General features: G+C 43.4%; 17 protein-coding genes. 2 read left to right on the top strand and 15 right to left on the bottom strand.

All coding sequences use genetic code 11. The features are described from left to right. Window positions 1–2: 2 nt before the first annotated feature. From LI112_RS01180 to LI112_RS01235, 12 genes are all read right to left on the bottom strand, one after another. Window positions 3–1175: a lipopolysaccharide assembly protein LapB gene (locus LI112_RS01180; RefSeq protein ID WP_118034656.1), complete on the bottom strand. Its 1173-nt coding sequence runs from the start codon at window positions 1173–1175 to the stop codon at window positions 3–5. Window positions 1176–1182: 7 nt separating this feature from the next. Next, complete coding sequence (glmM, locus tag LI112_RS01185; protein ID WP_022389096.1) at window positions 1183–2529, bottom strand: phosphoglucosamine mutase; 1347 nt, start codon at window positions 2527–2529, stop codon at window positions 1183–1185. A gap of 48 nt (window positions 2530–2577) precedes the next feature. Further along, entirely contained in the window at window positions 2578–3492 is a 915-nt protein-coding gene (locus tag LI112_RS01190; protein ID WP_227190114.1) for a sugar phosphate nucleotidyltransferase, read from the bottom strand. A gap of 40 nt (window positions 3493–3532) precedes the next feature. Further along, window positions 3533–4612: a peptide chain release factor 1 gene (gene prfA / locus LI112_RS01195; protein WP_005428098.1), complete on the bottom strand. Its 1080-nt coding sequence runs from the start codon at window positions 4610–4612 to the stop codon at window positions 3533–3535. Next, the gene (gene prmC / locus LI112_RS01200) at window positions 4605–5495 is read right to left on the bottom strand and encodes a peptide chain release factor N(5)-glutamine methyltransferase (protein WP_173899414.1); all 891 of its coding nucleotides are present in this window, start codon (window positions 5493–5495) and stop codon (window positions 4605–4607) included. Before prmC ends, prfA begins: the two co-directional genes overlap by 8 nt. Beyond that, a complete protein-coding gene (locus LI112_RS01205; RefSeq protein WP_005428100.1) occupies window positions 5482–6474 on the bottom strand; it encodes a DUF1385 domain-containing protein in 993 nt (330 codons plus the stop codon). Before LI112_RS01205 ends, prmC begins: the two co-directional genes overlap by 14 nt. Window positions 6475–6561: 87 nt before the next feature. Further along, window positions 6562–6765, bottom strand: a complete 204-nt coding sequence (rpmE, locus tag LI112_RS01210; RefSeq protein ID WP_015541906.1) for a 50S ribosomal protein L31 — start codon at window positions 6763–6765, stop codon at window positions 6562–6564. A 114-nt stretch (window positions 6766–6879) separates the two neighbouring features. Next, window positions 6880–8370, bottom strand: a complete 1491-nt coding sequence (gene rho / locus LI112_RS01215; protein ID WP_227190115.1) for a transcription termination factor Rho — start codon at window positions 8368–8370, stop codon at window positions 6880–6882. 151 nt (window positions 8371–8521) lie between these two features. Continuing rightward, entirely contained in the window at window positions 8522–9022 is a 501-nt protein-coding gene (locus LI112_RS01220; protein ID WP_227190116.1) for a small multi-drug export protein, read from the bottom strand. Further along, on the bottom strand, window positions 9010–10086 hold the full coding sequence (gene hisC, locus LI112_RS01225; protein WP_129795454.1) for a histidinol-phosphate transaminase: 1077 nt from the start codon (window positions 10084–10086) through the stop codon (window positions 9010–9012). The genes LI112_RS01220 and hisC overlap by 13 nt, the downstream gene beginning before the upstream one ends. A 91-nt stretch (window positions 10087–10177) precedes the next feature. Beyond that, window positions 10178–11350 (bottom strand): NADP-dependent malic enzyme, encoded by a 1173-nt coding sequence (locus tag LI112_RS01230; RefSeq protein WP_005428108.1) that lies wholly within the window; start codon window positions 11348–11350, stop codon window positions 10178–10180. A gap of 1 nt (window position 11351) precedes the next feature. Continuing rightward, window positions 11352–12101 carry a FadR/GntR family transcriptional regulator gene (locus tag LI112_RS01235; RefSeq protein ID WP_129795453.1) on the bottom strand — a complete coding sequence of 250 codons (750 nt, stop codon included), beginning with the start codon at window positions 12099–12101 and terminating at the stop codon, window positions 11352–11354. A 228-nt stretch (window positions 12102–12329) separates the two neighbouring features. On the opposite strand from LI112_RS01235, the gene LI112_RS01240 reads away from it, so the two are divergent. Continuing rightward, a complete protein-coding gene (locus LI112_RS01240; RefSeq protein ID WP_227190117.1) occupies window positions 12330–12875 on the top strand; it encodes a hypothetical protein in 546 nt (181 codons plus the stop codon). Window positions 12876–12948: 73 nt separating this feature from the next. Here the strand turns inward: LI112_RS01240 and LI112_RS01245 are convergent, their stop codons facing one another. Further along, a complete protein-coding gene (locus LI112_RS01245) occupies window positions 12949–14358 on the bottom strand; it encodes an alanine/glycine:cation symporter family protein (RefSeq protein ID WP_129795452.1) in 1410 nt (469 codons plus the stop codon). Between the two features lie 222 nt (window positions 14359–14580). Here LI112_RS01245 and LI112_RS01250 point away from each other — a divergent pair, with 222 nt between their 5' ends. Further along, window positions 14581–15255 (top strand): energy-coupled thiamine transporter ThiT, encoded by a 675-nt coding sequence (locus LI112_RS01250; protein WP_055055375.1) that lies wholly within the window; start codon window positions 14581–14583, stop codon window positions 15253–15255. 168 nt (window positions 15256–15423) lie between these two features. Here LI112_RS01250 and LI112_RS01255 read toward each other — a convergent pair whose 3' ends face one another. Further along, a complete protein-coding gene (locus tag LI112_RS01255) occupies window positions 15424–16254 on the bottom strand; it encodes an energy-coupling factor transporter transmembrane protein EcfT (RefSeq protein WP_118392787.1) in 831 nt (276 codons plus the stop codon). Beyond that, window positions 16244–17968 (bottom strand): ABC transporter ATP-binding protein, encoded by a 1725-nt coding sequence (locus LI112_RS01260; protein ID WP_117638356.1) that lies wholly within the window; start codon window positions 17966–17968, stop codon window positions 16244–16246. Before LI112_RS01260 ends, LI112_RS01255 begins: the two co-directional genes overlap by 11 nt. Window positions 17969–17978: the final 10 nt, after the last annotated feature.

Below are 17978 nucleotides of genomic sequence, written 5' to 3' on the forward strand. Positions count from 1 at the left end.
GATCAGTACTCCTCTTCACCGGATTCATCAGAGCCATCAGGAGTATCTGTAGTATCCCCTGCATCGGAAGCCGCCTCTGCATCGGTATTCTCCGTTGTATCAGAAGCTGTATCATTACTCAGTTCACCATTACGTGACTGCAGGAAGGTCAGTTCCTTCGCTGCATTTTCATCATCCGGGAACATCTTGATATATTCCTGCATTTTGCTCAGAGCAGTTGCAAAATCCAGCTTTTTCTCATATACTACAATCTCATTGAACAACAGATCCTGCATTTCTTCTGTAGATGCATCTTCCAGCCCCTTGCTGATATTTTCCAGTGCACTGTCATAAGAGCCATCGTCCATATCACAAAGTGCCAGACCATTGTAACCTTTGGCCGGCTCACTGTCATCCGCTGACACATACTGCTGATACATACTTCTGGCATTGGAAGTATCTCCCTGTGCGCGGTAGACCATTCCCAGAAGAAGCATTCCTTCTGTACTCTTCTGATTCACAGCCTCCGTAAGTTCCTTCTGTGCATTGGAATAATCTTCCATGTAGTAATAGACTTTGCCTCTGTTACAATAATCCTCTGCATTTTTCGCTTCCGTCTTCAACGCTGCTTCAAGATATCGTGTACCATCCGCTTCCATATCTTTTTCCAGATATGCCTCATAGATCTGGATTGCTCTGTCATAAGTGGCATCTTCTCCATAGGCTTCCGTAAAGTTTGAAGAAGCCTCATCATAAGAATCCATTGCCAGTGCCACACATCCTGTCAGATAATAAGTCTCCGCATCCATGCTGTAGCTTTCAGCCAGTGTCTGACAATCCGCCATCGCAGCATCATTCAGTCCGGATTTTAATTCTGCGGTTGCTCTATAAGCAAGCATATCTTTCTTAAGTGCTTTTCCTGCTTTTTCATCGTTCAGACCATTGGTCAGGCTGTCAATGGCATCCTGATAATTTCCAAGATGAATATTTGCGATTCCGGCCCCACGATATGCCTCTGCTGTTTTATATCCGGCAGTGATCGATGACTGATACCCCTGAAGGGCATAATCATAACTGCCCTGTGCAAGATCTGCACAGGCCTGGTCATAAGTTTTCTTTTCTTCCCCTCCACAGCCGGTCAGCATTCCAAATGTCAGTCCGGCTGTCAGCATCCATATGATTCTTTTATTTTTCATTGATATCCTATTCTACTACGAGTCCTTCTTCTTCCATTACACGAACAACGTTATTTACGTGTTCTGCACAGATTTCCTCTGTTCCGGCCTCTACCATGACACGAATCAGCGGCTCTGTACCACTTTCTCTTACAAGAATACGTCCATCTGTGCTGAGTGCTCTTGCAGCAGCCTCTACCGCTTCAACAACCTTCGGATTTTCTCTTGCAGTCTTCTTGTCTGCAACACGAACATTGCGGAGAATCTGCGGATAAACCTTCATTTCTTTTGCCAGATCACAGAGAGTTGCCTTCTGCTCCACACAAGCTTCCATGATCATAAGAGAAGTCAGGATTCCATCACCGGTGGCTGCATAGCGACTGAAAATAACATGTCCGGACTGTTCTCCACCAATACTGTAGTTATTCTCAAGCATATTTTCGGCAACATATTTATCACCAACTGCCGTCTGTTCATAGTTGATGCCTTCTGCCTCAAATGCCTTGTAAAGTCCCATATTTGACATAACAGTTGTAACTACGGTATTTCCGTTCAGTTTTCCCTGAGATTTCAGGAATTTACCGCAGACATACAGGATCTTGTCTCCATCAATGATATTTCCCTTATGGTCTACTGCAATACAACGGTCGGCATCTCCATCATATGCAAAACCGATATCCAGTCCGTTATCCACCACATATTTCTGAAGTACTTCAATATGCGTGGATCCACACGCTCTGTTGATGTTTGTTCCATCCGGGTCATTGTTAATGACATAAGTTTTTGCACGCAGAGCGTCAAAAACACTCTTTGCGATCGCAGAAGAACTTCCGTTGGAGCAATCCAGACCAACTTTGATATTTTTGAAATCGCGGCACGGAATGGAGATCAGGTATCCGATATAACGATTGCGTCCGGAAGCAAAATCTACAGTACGTCCAATATCTTCTCTTGTTGCATATGGAAGTTCTTCAATCTTGCCATCCAGATATGCTTCGATTCTTGCCTCAACTTCAGCCTCGATCTTCTGTCCGTTTCCGTTCAGAAGTTTGATTCCATTATCGTAGAATGGATTGTGACTTGCAGAGATCATGATTCCACAGTCAAAATCTTCTGTACGTACTGCATAGGAAACACTCGGTGTAGTCGTTACATGAAGCAGATATGCATCTGCACCTGATGCAGTCAGGCCGGCAACCAGTGCATACTCAAACATATAACTGCTGCGTCTTGTATCTTTACCGATGACGATTTTGGCTTTATGATCACGGCCATAATACCATCCCACATATCTGCCCACTTTAAACGCATGATCTACTGTCAGCTGAATGTTTGCTTCTCCACGAAAACCATCTGTTCCAAAATATTTACCCATTTTTTACTCCTTACTGTGCACCCTTCTGCACATGATTGATTGCATTGATTATTTATAAAGATTTGAAGGATATACTCCTGATTTTACAAGATTCGCAAATGCCTCTGTAACAGCTGCTTTATCTTCCTGATATGTTACACCAAACCAGGTATCTTTTGTCTCAAGAACATCTACTTTTGCTTTGCCTTCTTTGATCAGACGGTCAATCATCTCCGGAAGAAGGTATTCTTTCTTAATATCTCCCTCTTTGATCTCAGAAAGGAAATCTACAAACCCCTTTTCCAGTGTTTCCATAAATACCGGTGTCAGCCCCCACATATTCATGGAAACAAGGCTCTTCACATCCAGTTTCTCGACTTTATCATCATTGCGTGCTTCCGCACCGTCTGCTGTCTTAAAAATATTGTGCGTCTCCGTAACACCTGTCAGCGCACCTTCTTCAATATGGCATACTCCTCTGGTAACACTTCCATTGTCACTCAGAGTATTTCCAAGACGGAAACCAGCCATACAGATATGGAGGATTCCATCATCCGGCTGTTCCTGGATCAGATAATCATGGACTTTCACATAGGCTTCCTTACCATAATAATCATCCGCATTAATTACCATAAAAGGCTCATTCAGAACAGCTTTTGCTGCAAGTACAGCCTGACCGGTTCCCCACGGTTTGCTACGGTCTGCCGGTTTCTCAAATCCAGCCGGAAGATCTTCCAACGCCTGAAATGCATATTCTACCTCCGTGATCTTTTCGATCCTCTCCCCGATTACACGGCGGAACTCCTCTTCCAGATCTTTACGAATGATAAATACAACTTTATTAAACCCTGCCTCCAGAGCATCATGAATGGAATAATCCATAATGATCTCACCATTTGGTCCTACTGGTGCAAGCTGTTTGATTCCTTTTCCAAAACGGCTTCCAATTCCGGCAGCCATAATAACAAGTGCTGTCTTTTTCATAAAAATATCCTCCTTATGCACACTGGCATTCTACATTTGTTTATGCATCTTCCTCATTTAATGAACTCAGTTTTGCGGCCTGGTCTGCTGCTATCAGGCTGTCCAGAATTTCATCCAGATCTCCTCCGAGAACAGCGTCCAGACGATGAAGTGTCAGCTTGATCCTATGGTCTGTCACACGTCCCTGAGGGAAATTGTAAGTACGGATCTTTTCGGAACGATCTCCTGTTCCGATCTGGCTTCTTCTGGCTTCCGCCTCCGCATCATGCTGTTTGGCCAATTCCATCTCATACAGACGGGAACGAAGCACTTTCAATGCCTTATCTTTATTCTTGAGCTGTGATTTTTCATCCTGGCAGGAAATAACGATTCCTGTCGGGATATGTGTAAGACGTACTGCAGAGTCTGTTGTATTGACGCACTGTCCACCGTTTCCGGATGCTCGGAACACATCAAACTTACAGTCGTTCATATCCAGATGGAAATCAATTTCTTCGGCTTCCGGCATAATTGCCACAGTACAGGTAGACGTATGGATACGTCCACCGGATTCTGTCTCCGGGACTCGCTGTACACGATGTACCCCACTCTCATACTTCAGACGGGAATATGCTCCCTGTCCCTGGATCATAAATGTAACTTCTTTGAATCCGCCGATCCCATTTTCATTCAGACTCATCATCTCCGTCTTCCATCTGCGGGATTCTGCGTATTTCACATACATACGATAAATCTCTGCTGCAAACAGAGCAGCCTCATCACCGCCCGCACCTGCACGGATCTCTACTATAACGTTTTTGCTGTCATTCGGATCTTTTGGTAAAAGAAGGATCTTCAGTTCCTTTTCAAGTTCTTCCACACGCTTCTTTGCATCAGAAAGTTCTTCTTTCAGCATTTCACGCATTTCTTCATCCTTTTCTTCTTCCAGCATGGAAAGACTGTCCTGAATCGTTTCTTTATTGTCTTTATATTCTTTATAGGCATCTACGATCGGCTGCAGCTCACTCTGCTCTTTCATCAGCTTCTGAAAACGTTCCTGGTTGTCCGTTACTCCCGGCTCACCAAGCTCATTCAGAACTTCCTCAAAGCGCACAAGCAGATCCTCTAATTTATCAAACATTCTGTTCCTCCTGCATTTTTCTTCCTGTAACAACCCTGTCCAGCCCGGCAAGGTCTTTTTTTATTTCTATCTGTTCAAAACCATTTTTTTTCATAATTTCCGACACATCCATACCCTGATCACAACCGATCTCGTACATCAGCCATCCGCCGGGTTTCAGATATGTGCCCGCCTGTTCTGTGATCTTTTCATAAAAATACAGACCATTTTCTTTGCCATCCAGTGCAAGCACCGGATCATGAAAACGCACTTCCTCCATCAGACCTTCAATATCTTCAGTCCGGATATATGGCGGATTTGAAATAAGCATATCATATTCCATGTGGTCATTTCCACTGTTTTTCTGAAAATAATCTGCCGAAAACAGATCACTCTGTATCAGATCAGCTCTCTGTTCCAGTCCCAGACGTTTTCGATTCTCCTTTGCCACACAAAGTGCTCCTTCTGAAACATCCACACCTGTTCCTAATGCCTGTGGCAATTCCAGAAGAAGACTCAGAAGAATACATCCGGAACCGGTACACATATCCAGGATCTGCGGTTTCTCCAGATTCCTCATGCGGGAAATCGCTTCTTCCACAAGCACCTCTGTATCCTGTCTCGGTACAAGTACACGTTCATCCACACAAAATTCGTATCCCATAAAATATGCACGCCCGGTAATATGCTGCAGCGGGATATGCTGAGCACGTTTTGTGCACAGCGTTCGATAACGTTCTTCTGTTTTAGCATCCAGTCCATCATCCATATGTGCATAATACCATGCTCTTGTAATATCTGCCGTATACTCCAGAAGGAGCCAGGCATCTAACCTGGCTTCTTCGATTGCGGCAGTTTCCAGAAGCTGGATTCCATCTTCCAGAACTTCTTTATATGTCCGCATTTTTTTCCTCATTTTCTTCTGGCTTCCAGCCGAATTCTTCTTTCAGATATTCTCTCCAGTCAAAAACAGCCTCTACTGCTGCAATCGCTACTTCAGCCATATCTGCTGTCGGCTCTTTGGTTGTCAGCTTCTGCATTGCAAGTCCCGGTTTGCTCAAAATATCAGCAAGTCTGCTGTCTGTTCTGCCAGCCCACTGAATAAGTTCAAAAGAAACACCTGACACGATTGGAACCATCAGAAGACGCCCAAACAGACGAACCCAGTAGCCCGGTACCAGCACAAAAATAAAATGCAGGAATATACTGACGATCATTACCAGAAAAAGGAAACTTGTCCCACATCTTTTGTGCTGTCTGGAGCTTGCCAGGACATTTTCCACAGTAAGTGGAAGTCCATGTTCCACACAGTTGATGCATTTATGTTCTGCACCATGATACATAAACGTACGCTGAATATCCTTCATTCTTGAGATCAGCAGCATATATCCCATAAACAGTGCCAGTTTCACAAATGCTTCTGCAACTGTTACCCCTACTTCAGAAGCACCAACCTTGCGCAGAAGGCTTGCCAGTGCATACGGAAGCAGCATAAAAGCTGCAACAGAAACAACTATGGAAATAGCAACCGTTATGTAAAGAAGCCACTGAAACTGCTTTGCTTCTTTCGCTTTCTTTGCAGAAAGTTCTTCCTCTGTCAGTGTCGCATTCTTTGCAGCTTCCTTCTCGTCCTCTTCATCGCCCGCAATCTCAGCAGAATACATCAGACATTTGGTTCCTACTACCAGTCCGTCAACAAAGCTTACCACTCCGCGGATGATCGGCCATTTCAAAAATGCAGCCTTTCCAAATGTACATTTGTAATCTTCTACCTTTAATTCTATTTCTTTATCCGGACGGCGTACTGCAATGGCATATTTGTCCTTGTGACGCATCATGATGCCTTCCATTACTGCCTGACCACCAATATTCGATGATTTCATATATCACTCCATTATCACTGATAAAAGCAAAGAAAGGTTGAGATTTCCCAACCTCAACCTGTCTCTTCTTTCATTATTCAGTCTGAATTATTTGTTTAAGCCGTATTTCTTGTTGAACTTATCGATACGTCCACGAGCCTGAGCTGCTTTCTGCTGTCCAGTATAGAATGGATGGCATTTGGAACAGATTTCAACATGGATATCTTTCTTAGTAGATCCTGTTACGAATGTGTTTCCACAGTTGCAGGTTACAGTTGCCTGATAGTAGTTCGGATGGATTCCTTCGCGCATGATTTTCACCTCTCTATATTTCTCTATTTTTCTATTCGTATTAACTTAACGAAATTGCTAATTTATTTCGCAGCTTTCTGATTATAACACACTGATTTCTCAAATGCAAGTCGTTTATAAAAATTTCTGTTTTTTTGCCGTCTGCACAAATTCCTCATTATTCTTCGTTCTGGAGAACATATTCAGGATCTGTTCCACAGCATCTTCGGCCTTCAGACTGTTCAGTGCACGGCGCATATTATAAACTGCTTCCTGTTCATCCGGAGTCAGGAGCAGATCCTCTCGTCTGGTACCTGATTTCTGGATATCGATTGCCGGAAATACTCTCTTTTCCTGCAGTTTACGGTCAAGAACCAGTTCCATATTACCGGTTCCTTTAAATTCTTCATAAATAACATCATCCATTTTGCTTCCGGTGTCTACCAGTGCAGTAGCAAGGATCGTCAGGCTTCCACCTTCTCTCATATTACGTGCTGCTCCAAAAAATCGCTTCGGCATGTGAAGTGCTGCCGGATCCAGACCACCGGACAGCGTCCGGCCACTTGGTGTCACACAGAGATTATACGCTCTCGCAAGTCTTGTGATCGAATCCAGAAGGATCGTTACATCCTGTTTATGCTCAACCAGGCGGCGAGCACGCTCTACGACCATCTCTGAAACACGTCTGTGATGATCCGGAAGTTCATCAAAAGTAGAATAAATAACCTCTACATTGCTTCCACGAATCTCTTCTTTAATATCCGTAACTTCCTCTGGACGTTCATCGATCAGAAGAATGATCAGATGCATATCCGGATTATTCTTCTGAATCGATTTGGCAACATCTTTCAGAAGGGTTGTCTTGCCGGCTTTCGGTGGTGATACGATCATGCCTCGCTGTCCCTTGCCGATCGGACTTAGAAGATCCATGATCCTCATTGCCACGGTTCCACCTGGTCTTTCCATACGCAGACGCTCATTCGGAAAGATTGGCGTCATATCTTCAAAATTATATCGTCTCTGTCCCTCACTCGGTGGAAAACCATTAATGGAATCCACATAAAGAAGGGCACTGAATTTCTCTCCCTGTGTTTTAATACGGATGCTTCCTTTCAGGATATCACCGGTTTTCAGATTGAACCGGCGTATCTGAGACGGTGATACATAAATATCATTTTCACCTGGGAGATAATTTGCACAGCGAATAAATCCATATCCGTCCGGAAGGACCTCCAGAATACCATTTGCTTTTTCTCCACTGTCAAGCTGTGCCGTATCGGTCGGATTCTTATGTGCATATTCCGTCCGTTCTGTATAATTTCTGTCCTGATAATTTCGTTCCTGATAGTTCCGGTCCTGATAATTTTTATCCTGATATGTTTTTCTCTCATTCGCCTCATAAGATGTTCTGTTTTCTCTTACTCTATTTTCCTGTCTGCCCGGTTCCTCCTGCAGGATTTCATTTTTTTTCATTTCTGCCTCTCCACCGGTGGACTCTTTTTCATCTTCCTGGAGCATACGCTCTATCAGTTCAGGTTTCCTCAATGTAGAAATCCCTTTCAATCCTCTCGCTTTTGCCAGATCTTTTAATGTTGCAAGCGACAATGATTCGTATTTTTCTCTCATAAAAAAATCCTCTCTGTCTTCTCAAAACCTGTTTACTTGATAATAAAATTATTTACGGAATATTTGTCTGAAATGACATGAATCAGAATACCAGCAGACACCATACAGAAGGTGTCACCGGTAAAACTGATAAGTAATATAAGTAATAAAATTAATGAATCAGATTTCCTACGATTCCATAGGATACCACATACATGATCACAGTTGCCATGATCAGTCCACAGAAAATAGCAATAGAAGACTTCTTGATATCCACTTCAAGAAGGGATGCGATCAGAGATCCTGTCCATGCCCCCGTACCCGGAAGAGGAATTCCTACAAACAGCAGCAATCCAAAGAATTCATACCGTTTGATCTGGTCACTCTTGCCCATGGCACGGTCTTCCATCTTAACGATCAGGCCATGAAACAGTTTTGTTTTCTTCAGAACTTTAAAAATCTGACGAATAAACAGTAATATAAATGGTATAGGAATAATATTTCCGATAATGCAGATCGGAATTGCTTTCGCCGCAGACACTTTCAAAAAAGATGCCGCCAGCAGACCTCCCCTAAGTTCCAGAATCGGTATCATGGAAATAATAAAAATAATAAGTTCTCTGGAAATATGCTGAGACAGGTTATCTGTAAACCACTGTACTAAAACTTCCATAAATTCTCCTTTTTTAGATATTCTCCTACAAAATTAATGAAGACTTCCATCTCATTCCTTGTTCCAATCGTAATACGCAGATGGTTACCGGTTCTTCCACCCGGAAAATAGCGCACGTAAATATGCTGCTCTCTCAATGCCTGAAACAGTTTTTCTGCCGGGCAGTTTTTATGAGCCGCAAAAATAAAATTTGCTTTTGATTCTTCAAAGTAAAATCCAAGTTTCCTGAGTTCTTTTTTTGTCCATTCCCGCGTCTCTATAATCTTACCGCAAGTTTCCAGGAAATATTCCTGATCCTTTATCGCTGCAACACCAGCTGCGATCGACGTACGATTCATTGTATAAGAATTAAACGAATATTTGACATCATTCAGATATTTGATCAGTTTCGGGCATGCAAGCGCAAATCCGATACGCATGCCTGCCATGGATCGGGACTTGGAAAATGTCTGTACCACCAGAAGATTCTCGTATTTCTCGATCAGAGGTAATGCTGACTGTGTACCAAAGTCAACATATGCCTCATCCACGATCACGATCACATCCTGATTATGTTCCACGATATCTTCAATATCACTCAGCGGAAGAGAAACACCTGTCGGAGCATTCGGGTTCGGAAAGATAATTCCACCATTCTCTCTGAAATAATCTTCCTTCTTTATATGAAAGTGTTCATCCAGTGCCGGTCTCTCATATGGAATGCGGAACAGTTCTGCCCATACATCATAAAAAGAATAGGTGATGTCAGGAAACAGAATTGGTTTCTCACTGTTAAAAAAAGTAAGGAAACTCATTGCCAGTACATCATCAGATCCCACGCCGACAAATACCTGATCGTCCTGAAGCCCATACTCCCCTGCAATGGCATGCACAAGATCTTTCGCTGCCGGATCCGGATAAAGTCTCAGTGCATCTGTATCTGTATTCCGAAGTACCTCCGTAACCCCCGGTGCCGGCGGATAAGGATTTTCATTTGTATTTAATTTGATCATATCCGTCTGATTTGGCTGTTCTCCCGGTGTATACGGAACCACCTTGCGGATATTGTTTTCCCAGTTGCCCATCTTCATGTCTTCTTTCTTTTTTATCTACTTTTTTATCTGCTTTTTTACGAGGATACATACGGATTGTTCCGTGCTACGCACTCTCACAATCCTACTTCCGAGCCACACCGGTCTTTCTTGCTGCTTCTGCAACTGCTTTGGCTACTGCCGGTCCAACTCTCTTGTCAAATGCCTTTGGAATGATATTATCTTCAGAAAGTTCTTCATCAGAGATCAGTTCTGCAATTGCTTTTGCTGCTGCAATCTTCATCTCCTCATTGATATCACTTGCTCTCACATCAAACGCACCTCTGAACACACCAGGGAATACAAGTACATTGTTGATCTGATTCGGGAAATCAGAACGTCCTGTTGCGATGACTCTTGCGCCACCTTTTCTTGCTTCATCCGGCATGATCTCAGGTGTCGGGTTTGCCATTGCAAATACAATCGCATCATCTGCCATTGTGCTTACCATCTCTGCTGTTACAATATTCGGTGCAGATACACCGACAAAAATATCTCTGCCCTTCATGGCTGCCTTAAGGTCCCCATGCAGCTGTTCTTTATTTGTTTTTTCTGCGATTTCCTTCTGTGCCGGATTCATCCATTCCTCACCAGGCGCCAGGATTCCCTTACGGTCAACCATGACTACATCACCGATTCCAAGTTCCAGAAGAAGTTTGCAGATGGAGATACCTGCTGATCCGGCTCCGTTGATGACTACTTTTGCTTCTGAGAATTTCTTTCCTACCAGTCTCAGGGCATTGGTCAGTCCTGCTGATACGACAATTGCGGTTCCATGCTGGTCATCATGAAAGATTGGAATATCACATTTTTCTTTCAGTTTTTTCTCTATCTCAAAACATCTCGGTGCGGAAATATCTTCCAGATTGACTCCACCGAAAGATCCTGAGATCAGATAAATGGTATTTACGATCTCATCTACATCATTGCTCTTGATACAGAGCGGAAATGCATCTACATCACCAAACGCTTTAAAAAGTGCACATTTTCCTTCCATTACCGGCATCCCCGCCTCCGGTCCGATATTTCCAAGGCCAAGGATCGCTGATCCGTCTGTAACAACAAGGCACATATTCCATCTTCTTGTCAGGTCATAAGATTTGTTCACATCCTTCTGGATCTCCAGACATGGCTGTGCAACACCCGGTGTATATGCAAGTGACAGGTCATCTTTATTCTCTGCCGGTACTCGTGTAACGACTTCAATCTTACCTTTCCATTCTCCGTGTAATCTCAGGGATTCTTTCGCATAATCCATCTCATTCTCCTCCTATTACAATTCCGTTTGCTGGTCTTTTGTTGTTGCTGTTCTTCTGCATCTCATCCATGCATTTTTCGATTATCTCCATATGCTCGGACATGTACTGCTCGGCACCCTTCTCATCGTTATTGATAATAGCCTCAACAAGAAGACGATGCTGTTCATCCACTTTAAATTCCGGACGGTTTTTCTTCATAATATAATCTCTGGTTCCCGCAATTATATTTTCAGTCAGCTGATCCGCTGCAGCAAGTACACTGTAAATCATCGGATTGTCTGCAATCTTTGCGATCTGCGTATGCAGTTCTTTATCCAGTTCTCCTCTAGTCTTCTCATCTTCCGCTTTATCTATGCTCGAAAGTATCCTCCACAGTTCTGCCGCATCCAGTGGTGTACACTTTCTCGCAGCCAGAATTGCCATCTCTCGTTCCAGTGCAGCCCTAAGCTGCTGTGTCTGCCGGATATATCCGTTATTCAGTTTAAACAGTATAGACAATGGGCCAATCAGCCAGGAATCCAGGTCATCTGCTATATAGTTTCCACCACCGGGCACGGTCTTTATGATTCCAAGCAATTCAAGTGCTCTTAAGACTTCCCGTACCGCCGGTCTGGATACTCCCATCGTCTCTGCCATCGTTCTTTCTGCCGGAAGCGCATCACCTGCTTTCAGATGTCCATTTTGAATATTTTCTATGATCTGATTCAGTATTCCATCAAAAGCTTTCTCATTTTTAATTTCTTTAAACATATATCTGCCTCCTACATTTCCCTATTAATGTATCATTTATGAACCCTGTTGGCAAGCATTCCCTTTGCATTCTGCCTGCATTCTTTTTCATACAGCTTTTTCTAATTTATTAAAAATATCGATATAATTTGTGTTTTTATTCTAAACTTTTCTCATATCCTATTGACAAGTTCAAAAAAGAACGCATAATAAACGTAAGAGATTATTATAGTAAGGGAGATTATACTCATGAAAAAAAGAAATCTTATGCTATTATCAGCAATTGCTGCAGCATCGATCCTCATGACTGGATGCGGTTTCACCGCAGATGATCCGGCTGACAGTCAAGCTGTAACTATAACTCCAGAACCAACTGAGGCTACTGCTACACCGGCACCTACAGCTACACCAGCACCTACTGTTACCCCGGCAGCCAACCTGACAACTACACCTGCACCGGCCGGAACAGATGCTTCTTCCACAACTCCGGCAGATGGTACAACAACAGACGGAACTGCTTCTACAGACAGTAGCACATCTTCTGATGCAGCATCCACAGATACCAGTTCTGACTCTGCTTCTTCCACAGCAAGTGCATCTTCCGGTGATGCATCATCTTATGTTGGTTCTACACTGAATGAATTCATGAATATCTATGGAACACCAGTTGATTATGAACCTGCATACGATGCAAATGGCAACGAAGTTGGTGGTGTTTACTCATTCAACGATTTCTCCATCACAACAGATTTCACTTCCGGAAGCGAAACTGTCGAAGCTGTTGATTATTATTGATCATAATAAGCCGCACATGACAAATACCCTGTCAGGGAATTCCTGCCAGGGTATTTTTTATGTATGTCTTTCTTTATTTTTCAGGTCTTTCTTTTCGATGTTTTTCGGATTCTTCGTATTTTTTCAGCTCTTTCAACGCCTTCTCACCCTGCGGATACAGAATAATGATATTGAATATTGTCATCAGACCGATTCCCACATCTCCAAGGTCCCATACAAAAGTATAAGCTGCAAGGCCACCTATAAACAACATAAACAGTGCTATGATCTTGTATGCCGTCTGTGATATCCAGTTATCTCCGAAAAGATATGCCACATTGCTTCTTGCATAGAATAAAATTCCAAGGAATGTCGAGAAACTGAACAAAAATAATGTCGCCGCAATAAAAACCACACCAAATCTTCCGAGATGATGTTCCATCGCCGTCTGCAGAAGATCCATTCCGGAAAGTCCTGCAACTTTTTCTTCCGGGGCAAGAAGCATGATCATTGCAGTACAGCTGCAGATCACGATCGTATCAATAAATACTCCAAGTGCCTGTACCAGTCCTGCTTTGACCGGCTGATCACATTCTGCCGCAGCTGCCGCACACGGAGCAGAACCAGAGCCTGCCTCATTGGAAAAAAGTCCTCTTTTGATTCCATTCATCAGTACCGCCCCGAAACCACCGGCTGCCACCTGTCGAAATCCAAATGCCTCCTGAAAGATTCTTGCAAAAACACCCGGAAGACTGCCGATATTCATCACAATGATCAGAATCGTGATTGCAAAATAAACAACCGCCATTATCGGCACGATCATATCCAGGACCTTAACTGTCGCATTCTTACGGAGTACGATCACTGCTGCAACTGCAACAAGCACAACCGTCGTATAGATCGGTGGAATGGAAAATGCATTCTTAAATGAAGAAACAACGGAATTACTGATCACCTGGCTGATACCACACCAGCAGATCAGGCCTGAGATTGCAAATAACACAGAAATCACAACTTTGTTTCTTTTTTTCTTTTGTTTTTCTTCCACATAGGCATGGATATAGTATGCCGGCCCGCCACGATAACCGCCATACAGTGGATCTTTTTCTTTATAGAGCTGTGCCAGTGTTGCTTCAATAAATGCTGTAGATGAACCGATCAGCGCTGTTACCCACATCCAGAACACAGCCCCGGCACCACCTGCTGAAATCGCCGCAACCACACCGACCAGGTTTCCCATGCCAACCCTGGTCGCCGTTGATACGACCAGTGCCTGAAAAGATGAAAGACTGTTTTTATCCTTTTTCTTTTCAACCAATGCTCTTACCATATCCGGAAACAGACGAATCGGCAGAAAACGCGTCCGGATCGTAAAATAAATTCCCGCCGGAATCAGTAAAATGATCAACAGCGAAATTCCAAGTGTACTGCCACCCGGCAGCGGAATATACACCAAATCTCCCCACAGAAAGCTGTATATTTTCTCAATCAGATCAACCATCATAACTTTAACCCTCTTCCCATTTTCACACACCTGAAAGAACATTTCCCTCAGGCAGATACTATTCCAGTATAGCTCATAATACCCTTTAAACACAAGCACTTTTGAAGTTTAAAGTCAAAAATCGGCAGTCTTGACGTTATCCACTCCTTTGTTTATAATAAGTATGTCTGGAAAATCCAGATAATATTAACTTACATATCAAGACAAAGGTGGTCTTATTTTATGTTTAATTTTATGGTTACAAATGAAGGCGGCCTAACAACAGCCGGATACGCCATCGCAATCATCGCAGGAATCATTCTGTTCCTGGCTGCAATCTGTTTTGCAGGAAAACACTCAGAAAAACACAAACTGACTACAAGACAGCTTGTATTCTGTGCTGTAGCTGTGGCACTCGCTTTTGTCACTTCTTACCTGAAGATTTTTACTCTGCCGTGGGGTGGAAGCGTTACTCTTTGCAGTATGCTGTTTATTGTACTGGCTGCTAACTGGTATGGTGTAGGCACCGGTATCACGGTTGGCCTTGCTTATGGAATCCTGCAGTTTATCCAGGAACCATATGTACTTTCCTTCTTCCAGGTTTGCTGTGATTATATCCTTGCATTCGCTGCCCTTGGAGTTGCCGGATTCTTCGCAAAGCAAAGCCATGGTCTGCTTAAAGGATACATTGTGGCAGTTATTGCCAGAGGTGCATTTCATGCACTTGGCGGATATCTGTACTGGATGAGCTACATGCCGGATAACTTCCCGAAGTCCCTGACTGCAATTTATCCGATCGTATATAACTACAGCTATCTGCTTGCAGAAGGAATCATCACAGTGATCGTGATTTCCATTCCGGCAGTATCAAAAGCACTGGTACAGGTTAAGAAGGCAGCACTGGGTACTTCCCTGTAACCCGTTAATTTGTATTAACAATTTCCCATGGCATGCGCCCTGAGACCTGTTCTTCTCCTGATATTTCAAATCGATAAGCTTTCGTATAAATGATATCGCAATATGTAAAAATAGCGGGATTCTTCTTCTGTCGTATGGAGAAGATATCCCGCTGTTTTTTCATTCTATTTATATAAAAGGATTGTAGAACCTTCCAAACTTAATTGTCACCGTCAGACTTACAACCAGCAGCACTACGCCCAGTCCAAGCGCCGCAAAATCTCTCCGCTCAAACGGCCGTCTGGTATACCACGTCCGTTTCTTATTCTTCCCAAATCCACGCAGTTCCATCGCATTAGAGATCGTATCAATACGGTTCAGACTCGTCAGAATCAACGGTAATAGAATATTAACAGAATTCTTTAATCTGGAAGAGAAGTGTTCATTTTTTCCAAGTTCCACACCTCTTGCCTGCTGTGCCTGGCTGATACTGTGATAATCCCTCTGAATATCCGGAATATAACGAAGTGCGATTGCCACAGAATATCCTACTTTATAGGAAATTCCAATACTGTTCAGACTGGCGGCAAACTCGCTCGGATTTGTCGCAGAAATAAACAGGATCGCAACTGGAAGGGCTACAAAATATTTCAGCGAAATATTCAACATATAAAACAGCTGCTCTGCGGTCACATCATATCTCCAAAACAAATGACACAATACATGCCTTGTTCCATACAGATTCGTTCCCTGATTCGGATCAAACAGAAAAATAAACAGGTTGTTCAAAAGCAGAAAAACAAGCATAAAGATCATCATAAAGCGGACTTCACGGTATTTGATCTTACTGAGTTTAAATGCAGCAAGGCTGACTGCAAACAATCCCAACAGCACCCAGGTATTATAAGTGATCATACTTGCGAACGTGAACAACAGGAAAAATGCCAGCTTGGTTGTTCCTGTCATTTTGTGTACCACGCTGTCGCGGTCCAGATAATTTAATACCGTTTTAGCAGCCATGGCTTCTCACCTCCCTGTCCTCTCCGATAAATCGTTCCACAAATGCTTCCGGCGGTGTGATCGCACAATGATTTGCCAGAGTAAAAAGACTTGTTTCTTTCAGTGCCGCACGTTTGATCAGTTTCGGATCACAGAGTACTTCGGATGCTCTGCGGTCTGCGATCAGCTGTCCATCGGAAAATACCAGTGCTCTTGGTGTATATTCCAACATCAGGTGCATATCGTGTGTGATCATCACGACTGTCACACCACGTTCATTGAGTTTACGCAAAAACTCCATGATCTCTGTATAATGTTTAAAATCCTGCCCGGCAGTCGGCTCATCCAGAATGATCAGTTCCGGATCCTGCACCAGTACACTTGCAATCGTCACACGTTTCTTCTGTCCAAAACTCAAAGCTGAAACCGGCCAGTTACGAAACGGATAAAGTCCGCAGATCTTCAATGTATCTTCTACCTTCTGCCGAACTTTCTCCTCCGGCATTCCTGCCTTCTGGAGACTCAGTGCTACTTCCTCATAGATCATCGTCTTCGAAATCATCTGATTTGGATTCTGCATAACATATCCGATATATTTCGCACGGTGACGGATATTCTCCTTTAACAGATCTTTTCCATGGAACAGAATCTCTCCGGAATCCGGATCCTCAAATCCACATACAAGTTTGGAAAACGTTGATTTTCCGGCGCCATTCCTTCCCACGATACTGACCATCTCTCCTTTGTCAATTGACAAGCTGACATTATGAAGTGTCTGATGCTCTTTCGTATATCCAAAACTGAGATTCTTCACTTCCAGAAGCTTTTCCCGTTCTCCGGTCTCTTCTTTAAACGGCTGTGCCTCAAACCATTCCTGTAATCTCTTACGGTCTCCTTCATTCAGCACAACAGAATCCACGTGTGCCGGCCTCTTTTCTTTTGTAATGTCGATTCCTGCATAGCGCATCGCAGTCACATAAAGAGGCTCACGAATGCCATTGTCTGCCAGCAGGCTGGTAGAAAGCAATTCATCCGGAGTCATATCTGCAAGGATCGTTCCTTCATTTACCAATATGATACGGTCTACGTTTCTCCAGAGAACGTCTTCCAGACGGTGCTCAATGATCAGAACTGTCGTATCCGTTTTTTTCTGGATCTCATCGATCAGCTCAATAGCCTGTTTTCCTGCTGCCGGATCAAGATTTGCCAGAGGCTCATCGAACAGGAGGATTTTTACCTGATCTACCATGACACCCGCAAGGCTGACTCTCTGCTTCTGTCCACCAGAGAGTTCATGCGGTGCATAATCCAGATGCTTCTCGATTCCTACCAGTTCTGCCGCATGTCTGGTGATTGCATGCATTTCATCCTGAGGAGTACAACTGTTTTCCAGAGCAAATGCAATATCCTCACCAACCGTCAATCCGATAAACTGTCCATCCGGATCCTGAAGAACCGTTCCTACATGCGCAGATAATTCAAAAATACTGCTGTGTGGTGCGTCCACACCATCCACCGTCAATGTTCCCTTACATTCTCCCGGATTTGAAAAAGGATTCAGTCCGTTGATACATCCTGCCAGGGTACTTTTTCCACTTCCGGAAGGTCCCGCGATCAGCACTTTTTCACCTGGATAAATATCCAGATTGATTCCGGTCAGTGTAGGTTTTTTTTGCGCCCGGTACTGGAATGAAAAATCTTTAAATGAAATAACAGGGGATTTTTTCTCAGCCATTCAAACACCT

Source organism: Blautia sp. 210820-DFI.6.14 (assembly GCF_020558815.1).
GTDB classification, from domain to species: domain Bacteria; phylum Bacillota; class Clostridia; order Lachnospirales; family Lachnospiraceae; genus Blautia_A; species Blautia_A obeum.

What these genes read in the sequence shown, in the direction of transcription:
- LI112_RS01255 (WP_118392787.1), bottom strand. Translation starts at nt 16,254, where the DNA reads ATGGCTGCTAAAACGGTATTAAATTATCTGGACCGCGACAGCGTGGTA.
- rho (WP_227190115.1), bottom strand. Translation starts at nt 8,370, where the DNA reads ATGAGAGAAAAATACGAATCATTGTCGCTTGCAACATTAAAAGATCTG.
- LI112_RS01205 (WP_005428100.1), bottom strand. Translation starts at nt 6,474, where the DNA reads ATGAAATCATCGAATATTGGTGGTCAGGCAGTAATGGAAGGCATCATG.
- glmM (WP_022389096.1), bottom strand. Translation starts at nt 2,529, where the DNA reads ATGGGTAAATATTTTGGAACAGATGGTTTTCGTGGAGAAGCAAACATT.
- LI112_RS01235 (WP_129795453.1), bottom strand. Translation starts at nt 12,101, where the DNA reads ATGTTTAAAGAAATTAAAAATGAGAAAGCTTTTGATGGAATACTGAAT.
- LI112_RS01240 (WP_227190117.1), top strand. Translation starts at nt 12,330, where the DNA reads ATGAAAAAAAGAAATCTTATGCTATTATCAGCAATTGCTGCAGCATCG.
- LI112_RS01230 (WP_005428108.1), bottom strand. Translation starts at nt 11,350, where the DNA reads ATGGATTATGCGAAAGAATCCCTGAGATTACACGGAGAATGGAAAGGT.
- prmC (WP_173899414.1), bottom strand. Translation starts at nt 5,495, where the DNA reads ATGCGGACATATAAAGAAGTTCTGGAAGATGGAATCCAGCTTCTGGAA.
- LI112_RS01220 (WP_227190116.1), bottom strand. Translation starts at nt 9,022, where the DNA reads ATGGAAGTTTTAGTACAGTGGTTTACAGATAACCTGTCTCAGCATATT.
- LI112_RS01190 (WP_227190114.1), bottom strand. Translation starts at nt 3,492, where the DNA reads ATGAAAAAGACAGCACTTGTTATTATGGCTGCCGGAATTGGAAGCCGT.
- LI112_RS01250 (WP_055055375.1), top strand. Translation starts at nt 14,581, where the DNA reads ATGTTTAATTTTATGGTTACAAATGAAGGCGGCCTAACAACAGCCGGA.
- LI112_RS01180 (WP_118034656.1), bottom strand. Translation starts at nt 1,175, where the DNA reads ATGAAAAATAAAAGAATCATATGGATGCTGACAGCCGGACTGACATTT.
- LI112_RS01245 (WP_129795452.1), bottom strand. Translation starts at nt 14,358, where the DNA reads ATGATGGTTGATCTGATTGAGAAAATATACAGCTTTCTGTGGGGAGAT.
- hisC (WP_129795454.1), bottom strand. Translation starts at nt 10,086, where the DNA reads ATGGGCAACTGGGAAAACAATATCCGCAAGGTGGTTCCGTATACACCG.
- prfA (WP_005428098.1), bottom strand. Translation starts at nt 4,612, where the DNA reads ATGTTTGATAAATTAGAGGATCTGCTTGTGCGCTTTGAGGAAGTTCTG.
- LI112_RS01260 (WP_117638356.1), bottom strand. Translation starts at nt 17,968, where the DNA reads ATGGCTGAGAAAAAATCCCCTGTTATTTCATTTAAAGATTTTTCATTC.
- rpmE (WP_015541906.1), bottom strand. Translation starts at nt 6,765, where the DNA reads ATGCGCGAAGGAATCCATCCGAACTACTATCAGGCAACTGTAACCTGC.